Below are 10,878 nucleotides of genomic sequence, written 5' to 3'. Positions count from 1 at the left end.
CTGCCCAAATGGGCCGCGCGAGAGGCATAAAAGTCCAAAAAACTGCGTCATCCAGGTTTGCGCGGAAATTTTCGACGGCTTGTTCAGCGTAGCCTTAAGGATGACCTGCATAACCCCTACGGGCTGTGATGGCGCGGTCTCGGGCGGTCCACTGCGTTACTTTTCTTGCCCACAGCCGAGCTATTGGCCGCAAAAGAACGCCTTGTGGCCCATCCCGATCCGCACTACCACCGACTCGCGAGGGTCATGCAGGTCGTCCCTAACGGAAAAATGCTGTGCGCAGCAGTACCCCTTTTTGCGGTTTCTGCGCTCCCCTGGAGGTTTTATGGCCATCTTTCCCCCCGAGCCCCGCATGGCTGGGGTTACTTTCAAGCTGCAGGATGTTGGTGCCAGTGAGGGGCGCTTTGGAGGACATGGCGGCGCGCCTTCTGTATGGCCCGATTTCCTGAAAGGACAAGCGGATTGCCCGGTGCGGGTGTTGCTGGTGGACGACGATGCGCACATTCGCCTGGTGATTGCGCAAGAGCTCATGTCGGACCCGCGCACTCTGGTGGTGGCACAGGCGTCCAGTCTGCGCGAGGGGCGCAAGGCAATCAAGCAGCACGAGTTCGACGTATTGCTGGTGGATTTGCACCTGGGTGATGGCGAGGGCTTCGAATTGCTGGATTACATGAAAACCGTGCGCCCGTCGGCAGAGGCCGTGGTGATTTCGGTCATGGAAAACGACGATGAGGTATTGCGCGCATTTGAGCGGGGCGCTACCGGGTATCTTGGTAAAAATTCGTGGTTTGGCAACTACCCGCAGGCCGTGCTGCAGGTGGTGAATGGCGGGGCATCCATCACGCCCAACCTGGCGCGGCGCCTGCTGCAGCGGTTTGACAAGACCCATGTGGACCAGCCTACGCGCCACGAGTCCGTAGAGGTTGACCGCTTGTCAGATCGCGAGAAGGAAGTTCTGCGCATGGTGGCCAGCGGTTACACCAGTGCGGAAATTGCCACGAATCTGCTGATCAGCGGTATGACGGTAAACACCCACATTCGTAACATCTATCGCAAGCTGCAGGTGCGCACACGCGCCCAGGCCGTGCGGTTTGCTTCGCTGCGGGGGCTTTTTTAGGCGCATCGGTTGCCAGGGCCGCCGCTCATTGTGCAGACATGTTTCGTACCAGCCCACCGCGTTTCGCTTTGGCCTGCCTGGCATTGTGGGTGGTGCAGCTGGTGTTGAGCCTGCTGCTGGCCTGGCATTGGTGGGCCCTGAGCTTATCCTCCATGCAGTGGGTCCTGGCCATGCAGATCGTCACCGGAGTCTTGCTGGGGCTGTTGATCTTGATACAGCTGCCCCGCGCCCTGCAGTGGCGGCCACGCCGCAATCCACGTCCCAGCGCAGAACTGCAGGCCGAGCGCCAGCGCATTGCGCGGGAGCTTCACGACAACATCGGCTCCCAGTTGATCAACACCATGGTTTTGCTGGACCCTCAAGTGCCCGCCCAGTCGCAGGCGCTGCGGGCGCTGGAACAGTGCATGCTGGATCTGCGCCTTGTCGTGGATTCGATGGACAGTGGCACCGACTCGTTGATTGATCGCCTGGCGCGGCTGCGCCACCGTATGCAGCCGGTGCTGGACCGGCGCGGTATCAACATGGCGTGGCATGTTCAACCCGCAAGCGACGCGGATATCCTGGATGCCGTGCGTGCCCAGCACATGGTCGCCATCGTGCAGGAGGCCCTGAGCAATGTGCTGCAACATGCGCAGGCCACGCAGGTGACGGTGCGCCTCAGCCATAGCCATGACGGCGAGCAGGGCAGGTGGCAACTGGATGTCTGCGACAACGGGCGCGGCTTGCCACAAACATCGATGGCTGCACGCGGCCCATCGTCGGGGTTTGGCCTGGAGGGAATGCACGCCCGTGCGCGGCAGATCGGCGCGGTGCTGGGATTGATGCGGCCCGACGAGGGGGGCACCTGCATCCGCGTGGTGCTCCCTGATAGCAGCGGCCCCCACCCCATGCACCCAGAGCAACGCAGCTCGTCGCCCCTGCTGGATGGCGGGTGAAGGGGGTGGCGGCCCCCTGCTGGTGGGGTGTTGGTAAAAATGCAAGCAAAAATGGCATCAAGCCCTTTTGCGGCAAGCGCTAATAGCTATTAAAATAATAGCATTTTAAGCCAGGCTACCCAGCCACACCAGCCCGGCGCGGGTTCTCGCGTGTGGCACACTCGCCCGCTTTTCCCGTCTACGTGCCAGCAGGATAGAACGCAATGCAAAAGATCGTCCGGCAGATTGCCGAAGAAATCCGGATCACAGAGCAACAGGTCAAGGCCGCCATCGAGTTGCTGGATGGCGGCGCCACGGTGCCTTTTATCGCGCGCTACCGCAAGGAAGTGACCAACGGTCTGGACGATATCCAGTTGCGCGAACTGGAAGCGCGCCTGTCCTACCTGCGCGAGCTGGAAGACCGCCGCGCCGCCGTGCTAAAGAGCATTGACGAGCAGGGCAAACTGACCGATGCGCTGCGGGTGGCCATTGCTGCAGCACCCACGAAGCAGGAGCTCGAAGACCTGTATTTGCCCTTCAAGCAAAAGCGCCGCACCAAGGGCCAGATGGCGCGCGAGTTCGGGATCGAGCCGCTGGCCGACAAGCTGTTTGCCGACCCCACGCTGGACCCTGCGGTGGAGGCAGCAGCCTTCACCAAGCCGCCAGAAGTGCTGGACGACGGCAAGACAGGCGCCGATTTTTCTACCGTGCCCGCGGTGCTCGATGGCGTGCGCGACATCCTCTCTGAGCGCTGGGCCGAGGACGCGGTGCTGGTGCAATCCTTGCGCGAGTGGCTGTGGGCCGAGGGCCTGCTGCGCAGCAAGAAGGTGGACAGCAAGAACGAGAATGACCCCGAGGTCTCCAAGTTTCGCGACTACTTCGACTACGACGAGCCCATCGGCCGCGTGCCCTCGCACCGTGCGCTGGCGGTGTTCCGGGGCCGAGGTCTGGAGATTCTGGAAGCCAAGCTGGTGCTGCCTGAGCCGCAGGCGAATTCCACGTCCCAGCCCGACCCGCGCCAGCCCAGCATCGCCGAGGGCAAGATCGCCCTGCACCTGGGCTGGAGCCACCAGGGCCGCAAGGCAGACGACCTGATCCGCAAGTGCGTGGCCTGGACCTGGCGCGTCAAACTCAGCCTCTCGACCGAACGCGACCTGTTTGCCCGCCTGCGCGATGATGCCGAAAAAGTGGCGATCAAGGTGTTTGCCGACAACCTGCGCGACCTGCTGCTGGCGGCGCCCGCCGGCCCGCGTGTGGTGATGGGGCTGGACCCCGGCATCCGCACCGGCGTGAAGGTGGCCGTGGTGGATGCCACGGGCAAACTGGTGGAGACCGCCACCGTGTACCCGCACGAGCCACGCCGCGACTGGGAAGGCGCGCTGCACACGCTGGCCAAGCTGGCCGAAAAGCATGGTGTGAACCTGATTGCCATTGGCAATGGCACGGCGAGCCGCGAAACCGATAAGCTGGCCGCCGACCTGATCAAGCTCGCAGCCAAGGTGGACCGCGTGATCGAAAAAGTGGTGGTGAGCGAAGCCGGCGCTTCGGTCTACTCCGCCAGCGAATACGCCTCGCAAGAGATGCCCGACGTGGACGTGAGCCTGCGCGGCGCTGCCAGCATTGCGCGCCGCCTGCAGGACCCGCTGGCCGAGCTGGTCAAGATCGACCCCAAGAGCATTGGCGTAGGCCAGTACCAGCACGACGTGAACCAGAGCGAGCTGGCGCGCACGCTGGGCACGGTGGTCGAAGACTGCGTGAACTCCGTGGGCGTGGACCTGAACACGGCCAGTGTGCCGCTGCTTTCGCGCGTGTCGGGCCTGTCGGGCAGCGTGGCCAAGGCCGTGGTGCGCTGGCGCGAGGCCAATGGCGCCTTCAAGAGCCGCAAGCAACTGATGGATGTGGCGGGCCTGGGTGCCAAGACGTTCGAGCAGAGCGCGGGCTTCCTGCGCATCCGTGGGGGTGAAAATCCGCTCGACATGACCGGCGTGCACCCCGAGACCTATCCGGTGGTCGAACAGATCATGGAGAAAACGGGCAAGCCCGTGGTCGAGCTCATGGGCCGCGCCGACATGCTCAAGACCCTCAAGCCCGATCTGTTTGCCAACGAAAAATTTGGTGTCATCACCATCAAGGACATTCTGGCCGAGCTGGAAAAACCCGGCCGCGACCCGCGCCCCGACTTCAAGGTGGCGCGCTTCAACGATGGCGTGGAAGACATCAAGGACCTCAAGGAAGGCATGATCCTGGAGGGCACGGTGAGCAACGTGGCCCAGTTTGGCGCCTTCATCGACCTGGGCGTGCACCAGGACGGTCTGGTGCATGTGAGCCAGCTGGCGCACAAGTTTGTGAACGACGCGCGCGAAGTGGTCAAGACCGGCGACATCGTCAAGGTCAAGGTCATGGAGGTGGACGTGGAGCGCAAGCGCATCGGCCTGTCGATGAAGCTGGGCGATGCACCACCACGCCAGGGCGGCGACCGGGGCGCGCCGCGTGATAACCGCTTTGAAGGGCCAGGGCGCGGCTACCAGCAGCCCCAGCGCCGTGCGCCCGAGCCTGCACAGTCGGCCATGGCTTCGGCCTTTGCCAAGCTGCAGCAGCCCAAGAATCGGTAACAGCCGGGTACATAATCGTCCGCATCTCAACTGGAGGCGCTGTACCCATGGAGCTGAATGCCCTGCTGGCCCACCCCGTGGCGCTGCCCAGTCTGCCGCGCGCCGTTGCGTTGCTGATGACTGAGCTGGCCCACGACGAGCCCAGCCTGCGTCGGGTGGCCCAGCTCATCGGCACGGATCCGGCACTGGCCGCCCGCCTGCTGGAGCTTGCCAACACGCCTGCTTTTCAGATGCAGCGCCAGATTGCTGGCATCCCCGAGGCGCTGGCGTTACTGGGCGTGGTGCAGTTGCGGTCTCTGGTCAGTTCTGCGCCACTGGGCACCACTTCGCGATCGGTGCCGGGCGTCAACCTCCAGCAGTTCTGGCGCTACAGCCTGAACACCGCCAAACTCGCCCGGTCACTGGCGGGCCTTGTGCACCACAACCAGATCGCAGCCTATACGGCGGGGTTGTTGCACGCGGTGGGCGAGCTGCTGCTGCACCTGGCCGATCCTGAAACCGTTTTGTCGATCAACACCCTGGTCTCGCCGCTGGATCTGCGGCGCGCCAAGATCGAGCAGCGCATTCTGGGCTACTGCTATGGCAACGTCAGCGCCGGGCTGGCGCAGCGCTGGCAGTTTCCCGATGTGGTGGTGGAAGCCCTGCAGCACCAGAGTGCGCCGCTGGACAACAACGTCTATGAGCCGCTGGCGGGCGTGATCCACCTGGCGTCGTGGCGCGCCCGTGCCCGCGAGGCCGATCTGGGTGAAAAGGAAATGGCCGTTTCCTTCCCGGGCGAGGTGGGGCTGATGCTGGGCCTGGACATCGACATGGTGCTTCAGCAAGACCCGATCGACTGGACCGCACGGCCCGAGGCCTCTGATTACGTGGTCTGAGAAACTGAGTGCCGGTTGGCGACCACACGGCCAGTTGGCGCGGTGAGCCGGCAAAGGTGGGATGAAAAATGCAGCCAGCATGTGGAGGCCAACAGGTTCCATGGCCGTCACGCCGCGCGTGCGCGGATTGCGGGGCGGTTTGGGCACATTGCTTTGCGACAATGGCCTCCATGAAAGCCCTGCACATTCACGCCGGCCCACGGGCCCGCCAGCACCTTGAACAACATGGCCTGCAGTCGGCCGATGTGCACGTGATTCCCGCTGCGGCGGGCGGCCCCAAGGGCTTGGTCCTGGGGCCGCTGGATCGTTTCATTTTTGGTGAGTGGCTGGCGAGGTCAGAGCACCCGGTGCATCTGGTGGGCGCCTCGATTGGCGCCTGGCGCATGGCTGCGGCGTGCCTTGATGCGCCGGTGGCGGCCCTGGAGCGGCTGGAGCATGACTATGTTCACCAAAGCTACGACCTGCCTGCCGGCCGCAAGCGGCCTGCAGCGGCCCATGTGAGCCAGCGCTTCGCGCAGACCCTGGCGTCTTTTTATGAGGGGCGGGTGCACGAGGTGTTGCAGCATCCGCGCTACCGCCTGCACATCGTCACCTCACGCGGGCGCCGGCTGCTGGGGCGTGAACACCCCGTGGCCACGCCCGTGGGGTATCTGGCGGCTTTTTTGACCAACGCGTTGCACCGCAAGGCGATGGGGGCCTGGCTGGAGCGCGTGGTGTTCTCGTCGCCGGATGCGGATGGTGCCTGCGCCGCATTGCCCTTCGGGGTCGGTGACTACCGAACCCGCCAGGTGCCGTTGAACGCCGCCAACTTCATGTCGGCGCTGCAGGCCAGTTGCTCGATTCCGTTTGTGCTGCAGGCGGTGCATGACATTGCGGGGGCCCCGCGCGGTGCGTATTGGGATGGCGGTATTACCGACTACCACATGCACCTGCGCTACGGAGTTGAGGATAATATTGCTATAAATAGCATAGCTGACTGCGCTTATTTATCGGGCGCTACAGGCCAAAAGCACCATAAAAACTTGCCTGGGCATCGTGCCACTGGCGCCGGGCTGGTGCTGTATCCGCATTTCCAGCACCGGGTGGTGCCGGGCTGGCTCGACAAACGCCTTCCCTGGCGGCACAAGACCACGCCTGCGCTTGATTCCATGGTGTTGCTGTCACCCAACCCCGAGTGGGTCAAAACCCTGCCCAACGCCAAGCTGCCGGATCGCAATGATTTCACGCATTACGGCACTGACACCACGGCACGCGCCCGCGCCTGGCTGGCCGCCACCCGCGCCAGCCAGCAGCTGGCCGATGAGTGGGGGGAGTGGCTGCACAGGCCCGACTTGGGGGCGGTGCAGCCTTTGTAGTGTGAAGATATCGAGCCCACGCACAGGGCTCACCGATCTCAAAGCGCCTGGGTCAGCATCTCGCGGTATTCGTCGGCCGTGGCCACGCGCGGGTTGGTCTTGTGGCAGTGGTCGGCCATGGCTCCCTTGATGATGTCATCGAACATCGACTCGGTCACGCCCATGGCGGCCAGGCCGGTGGGCAAGCCCAGGCGGGCGTTCATGTCGCGGATGGCGTCGGGGATGTCGCCTGCGCTGGCCAGTCCCATGGCGTGGGCCATGCGCTCCAGTCGCCGGTCTTTTTGCACCGATGGCGCCTGTGCGTTGAAGCGCACCACGGCGGGCAGGAACATGGCGTTGAGGGTGCCGTGGTGCAGGCGGGGGTTCACGCCGCCCAGGCTGTGGCTCAGGCTGTGTACGGCGCCCAGGCCTTTCTGGAACGCCATGGCGCCTTGCATGCTGGCGCTCATCATGTTCAGGCGCGCCTCGCGGTCGGATCCATCACGCGTGGCCTTTTCGATGGCAGCCCAGCCGCGTTCCAGCCCGTCGAGCGCAATGCCATCGGCCGGCGGGTTGAACGCGGCCGACATGAAGGTTTCCATGCAGTGCGCGATGGCGTCCATGCCGGTGGCGGCCGTCAACAGGGGCGGCAGGCCCAGCGTGAGCTCGGGGTCGCAGATGGCCGCCTTGGGCACGAGGTTCCACGAGTGAAAGCCCAGCTTGCGGTGGTCATCCACGATGATGATCGCGCCGCGCGCCACCTCGCTGCCGGTGCCGCTGGTGGTGGGCACGGCAATCAGGGGTGCTGCGCGGTCGGTGATGCGCGGCGAGCCGCCCTCGATGGTGGCGTAATGGGTGAGCGGCCCCTCGTGCGTGGCGGCAATCGCAATGCCTTTGGCGCAGTCGATGGCCGAGCCACCGCCCACGGCGATGAGGCCGTCGCAGCCCTGGGCCTGGTACACCTGCACGGCGGCGCGCACGGCGGCTTCGGTGGGGTTCGATGGCGTCTGGTCGAACACCGCCACGGTCATGCCGGACAGGGCGTCCAGCGCTTTTTGCAGCACGCCCGCGGCTTTCACGCCAGGGTCGGTCACGACCAGCGGGCGCGTGATGCCCACGCGCTCGCACTCTTGCTTGAGCAGCTGGACGGCGCCGTATTCGAACTGGATCTGGGTAACGTAGTAGATGAAAGCCATGGCGATGGGTGAAGTTGCGTTTACGATTGCTCCAAACACTTTACAACCCGGAGACACCGATGGCCACGAAGCAAACCCTCATTGCGCTGGCGTTTTCCGTCGCGTTGGCGACAGCCGCACAAGCCGAATGCCTGACCGATGCGCAGGCCGCCGACATGGTGGCCCACTACGTCGCCAGGACACCAGCGGCCAATCCCGAAAACCTGTCGGATGCGGATGGTGCCTGTTCGCGCGCCAAACTCAATCAATTGCTCGCGCAGCGAGTTGGCAAGGTGATTGGCTACAAGGCCGGCCTCACCAACCCGGCGGTGCAAAAACGCTTCAACACCGACAAACCGGTGTGGGGCAAGCTCTACGAGGGCATGGTTTTGCAAAATGGTGCCACGGTCGATGCCGCCTTTGGCGCCAGGCCCCTGTACGAGGCCGACATGCTGGTACGCGTGAAAAGTGCCGCCATCAACCACGCCAGGACACCCATGGATGTGCTGGAGGCCGTGGACCAGATCATCCCCTTCATCGAGTTGCCCGACCTGATGGTGCAGGCACCACCCAGGCTCAATGGCGCGGGCGTGAGCGCCATCAACGTGGGCGCGCGGCTGGGCGTAGCGGGTAGCCCGCTGGCCGTGCCTGCCTACCGTGCCGAACGCTATGCCTTGCTGCAGGCCTTGGCTGAAATGAGTGTGTCCCTGACCGATGGCACGGGTGCCCGTCTGGGTGGCGGCAAGGGCAGCGACATCCTGGGCCATCCGCTCAGCGCCGTGGTGTGGCTGGCCGGTGCGCTGGCCCAGGAGGGCTTGGCGATGCAGCCAGGTGACCTGATCAGCCTGGGCTCTTTCTCGCCACTGCTGCCGCCCAAGGCGGGCCTCTCGGTAATGGCCACCTACGACGGTCTGCCGGGCGCCGCACCGGTGCGCGTGACGTTCAAGTAATCCACGCTTGGGGCGGTGCGCACCACCGCCACTGTCCTCTTCCCCTGTTCTGCGCCGAGACTCCGACCGTTGACCGATCTGCACATTCACCACACCCGTCTGACCCCCCAGATGCGCAGCGTGCTTGAGCGCATGGCCCGCGCTGGCCACGCGCCGCTGCATACGCGTTCACCCCAGGACGCTCGCGTTGCCTACGAAGCCGGTGCCGGCGTGCTGGAGGTGCCCAAGGCAACCCTGGCGCGGGTGGAAGACCTGCACATCCCTGCCCGCGATGGCCATGCGATGGCCGCCAGGCTGTATGCACCAAGCACCGACGCGGGGTTGCCACTGCTGCTGTACATGCATGGCGGCGGCTTCACCATTGGCAGCATTGCCACGCACGACATTCTTTGCCGCGAGCTGGCGCGCCTTGCTGGCTGCATGGTGGTGTCGCTGGACTACCGGCTGGCGCCGGAGCACCGCTTTCCCGCGGCCAGCAACGATGCGTGGGATGCCCTGCAATGGCTGGCATCCCATGCAGAAACCCTGCGCGCAGACCCAGCACGGCTGGCTGTGGGCGGCGACAGTGCAGGCGGCACGCTGGCCGCGGTGAATGCCATCCTGGCGCGAGATGCGGGCCTGCCGCTGGCGCTGCAACTGCTGTTCTACCCTGGTTGCGCGGCCCACCAGGACACGCCATCGCACGCCACCTTTGCGCGCGGGCTGGTGCTGGAAGAGCCCGCCATCAGCTGGTTCTTTGGCAACTATGTGCAAAGCCGCGCAGAGCGTGAGGACTGGCGTTTTGCCCCGCTGCATGCACCCGATGTGGACGGTGTGGCACCCGCCTGGATCGGCCTGGCCGAATGTGACCCGCTGGTAGACGAGGGCGTGGACTACGCCGACAAACTGCGCCTGGCCGGTGTGCCGGTGGACCTTGAAATCTACCGCGGCGTGACCCATGAGTTCATCAAGATGGGCCGCGCCATTCCCGAGGCGCGCAAGGCCCATGCCGACGCAGCCCGCGCGCTGCGCCTGGCGTTTCATCTGGAGTAAAAAATCATGCAACGCAGTGACTTCCGCTGTGTTCACCGCCTGCGCGTGCGCTGGGCCGAGGTGGACATGCAAAAGATCGTGTTCAACGCGCACTACCTCATGTACATCGATAACGCCATGTCCGACTATTGGCGCGCGCTGGCCTTGCCCTATGAAGCGAGCATGCTGGCCCTGGGCGGCGAGATGTATGTGAAGAAGGCCACGGTCGAATACCACGCCTCGGCGCACCTGGATGACACGCTGGATGTGGGTTTGCGCTGTGCCCGCGTGGGCAACTCGTCCAGCCTGTTCGAGGCGGGCATCTTCAGCGGCGACCAGCTGCTGGTGTCGGGCGAACTGGTTTACGTGTTTGCCGACCCCGCCACGCAAACCTCGCGCCCCGTGCCGCCGGCGCTGCGCGCCATTTTTGAAGGGTTCGAGGCCGGTGCCAACATGGCCGAGGTGCGCACCGGCGACTGGAATGCCCTGGGCCGCGATGCGGGTCGCTTGCGCACCGCCGTGTTTGTGCGCGAGCAGGGCATTGCCGCCGACCTAGAGGCCGATGCACTCGACGCTTCGGCGCGCCATGCTGTGGTTTACAACCGCTTGGGCATGCCGGTTGCCACGGGGCGGTTGCTGCAGCAGTCGCCCGGGGTGGGCCGCATTGGCCGAATGGCGGTGGACCGCTCGGTGCGCGGCGCGCAGTGGGGGCGGCAATTGCTGCAGGCGCTGGTGGATGCCGCCCGTGCGCGTGGTGATCGCGAGGTGCAGTTGCACGCACAGCGCAGCGCTGAGGTGTTTTATCGCCGGGCAGGGTTTGCGGTGGTGGGCGAGCCCTATGAAGAGGCTGGCATCGCCCACATTGCCATGGCGCGCAGCCTGTAATTGGC

General features: G+C 64.8%; 9 protein-coding genes. 8 read left to right on the top strand and 1 reads right to left on the bottom strand.

Features of this window, described 5'->3' with window-relative positions:
* Positions 1 to 325 precede the first annotated feature (325 nt).
* From B7Y64_RS09730 to B7Y64_RS09710, 5 genes are all read left to right on the top strand, one after another.
* Complete coding sequence (locus B7Y64_RS09730; protein ID WP_291326595.1) at positions 326 to 1,117, top strand: response regulator transcription factor; 792 nt, start codon at positions 326 to 328, stop codon at positions 1,115 to 1,117.
* A gap of 38 nt (positions 1,118 to 1,155) precedes the next feature.
* On the top strand, positions 1,156 to 2,052 hold the full coding sequence (locus B7Y64_RS09725) for an ATP-binding protein (RefSeq protein ID WP_291326597.1): 897 nt from the start codon (positions 1,156 to 1,158) through the stop codon (positions 2,050 to 2,052).
* Between the two features lie 203 nt (positions 2,053 to 2,255).
* A complete protein-coding gene (locus B7Y64_RS09720; protein ID WP_291326599.1) occupies positions 2,256 to 4,643 on the top strand; it encodes a Tex family protein in 2,388 nt (795 codons plus the stop codon).
* A 47-nt stretch (positions 4,644 to 4,690) separates the two neighbouring features.
* Entirely contained in the window at positions 4,691 to 5,518 is an 828-nt protein-coding gene (locus B7Y64_RS09715) for an HDOD domain-containing protein (protein WP_024815298.1), read from the top strand.
* Between the two features lie 170 nt (positions 5,519 to 5,688).
* Entirely contained in the window at positions 5,689 to 6,873 is a 1,185-nt protein-coding gene (locus tag B7Y64_RS09710) for a patatin-like phospholipase family protein (protein ID WP_291325749.1), read from the top strand.
* A gap of 38 nt (positions 6,874 to 6,911) precedes the next feature.
* On the opposite strand, the gene B7Y64_RS09705 is transcribed toward B7Y64_RS09710, so the two are convergent.
* The gene (locus tag B7Y64_RS09705; RefSeq protein ID WP_291325747.1) at positions 6,912 to 8,048 is read right to left on the bottom strand and encodes an iron-containing alcohol dehydrogenase; all 1,137 of its coding nucleotides are present in this window, start codon (positions 8,046 to 8,048) and stop codon (positions 6,912 to 6,914) included.
* Positions 8,049 to 8,107: 59 nt separating this feature from the next.
* On the opposite strand from B7Y64_RS09705, the gene B7Y64_RS09700 reads away from it, so the two are divergent.
* The 3 genes from B7Y64_RS09700 (at position 8,108) to B7Y64_RS09690 (ending at position 10,873) form a co-directional block, all read left to right on the top strand.
* Complete coding sequence (locus tag B7Y64_RS09700) at positions 8,108 to 8,977, top strand: 2-keto-4-pentenoate hydratase (RefSeq protein ID WP_114654506.1); 870 nt, start codon at positions 8,108 to 8,110, stop codon at positions 8,975 to 8,977.
* Positions 8,978 to 9,088: 111 nt separating this feature from the next.
* Positions 9,089 to 10,009 carry an alpha/beta hydrolase gene (locus B7Y64_RS09695; RefSeq protein ID WP_291325753.1) on the top strand — a complete coding sequence of 307 codons (921 nt, stop codon included), beginning with the start codon at positions 9,089 to 9,091 and terminating at the stop codon, positions 10,007 to 10,009.
* A gap of 6 nt (positions 10,010 to 10,015) precedes the next feature.
* Positions 10,016 to 10,873, top strand: a complete 858-nt coding sequence (locus B7Y64_RS09690) for a YbgC/FadM family acyl-CoA thioesterase (protein WP_291325745.1) — start codon at positions 10,016 to 10,018, stop codon at positions 10,871 to 10,873.
* Positions 10,874 to 10,878 lie beyond the last annotated feature (5 nt).

The organism is Acidovorax sp. 35-64-16, assembly GCF_002281195.1.
In the GTDB taxonomy this organism is placed as follows: domain Bacteria; phylum Pseudomonadota; class Gammaproteobacteria; order Burkholderiales; family Burkholderiaceae_C; genus Acidovorax; species Acidovorax defluvii.
Note: the sequence above shows the minus strand (reverse complement) of the source record. Positions and strands in the feature narration are given on the sequence as shown.

Bases quoted from the DNA above. Each gene is read 5' to 3' on its own strand.
- B7Y64_RS09730 (WP_291326595.1), top strand. From the start codon at position 326: ATGGCCATCTTTCCCCCCGAGCCCCGCATGGCTGGGGTTACTTTCAAG.
- B7Y64_RS09725 (WP_291326597.1), top strand. From the start codon at position 1,156: ATGTTTCGTACCAGCCCACCGCGTTTCGCTTTGGCCTGCCTGGCATTG.
- B7Y64_RS09720 (WP_291326599.1), top strand. From the start codon at position 2,256: ATGCAAAAGATCGTCCGGCAGATTGCCGAAGAAATCCGGATCACAGAG.
- B7Y64_RS09715 (WP_024815298.1), top strand. From the start codon at position 4,691: ATGGAGCTGAATGCCCTGCTGGCCCACCCCGTGGCGCTGCCCAGTCTG.
- B7Y64_RS09710 (WP_291325749.1), top strand. From the start codon at position 5,689: ATGAAAGCCCTGCACATTCACGCCGGCCCACGGGCCCGCCAGCACCTT.
- B7Y64_RS09705 (WP_291325747.1), bottom strand. From the start codon at position 8,048: ATGGCTTTCATCTACTACGTTACCCAGATCCAGTTCGAATACGGCGCC.
- B7Y64_RS09700 (WP_114654506.1), top strand. From the start codon at position 8,108: ATGGCCACGAAGCAAACCCTCATTGCGCTGGCGTTTTCCGTCGCGTTG.
- B7Y64_RS09695 (WP_291325753.1), top strand. From the start codon at position 9,089: ATGCGCAGCGTGCTTGAGCGCATGGCCCGCGCTGGCCACGCGCCGCTG.
- B7Y64_RS09690 (WP_291325745.1), top strand. From the start codon at position 10,016: ATGCAACGCAGTGACTTCCGCTGTGTTCACCGCCTGCGCGTGCGCTGG.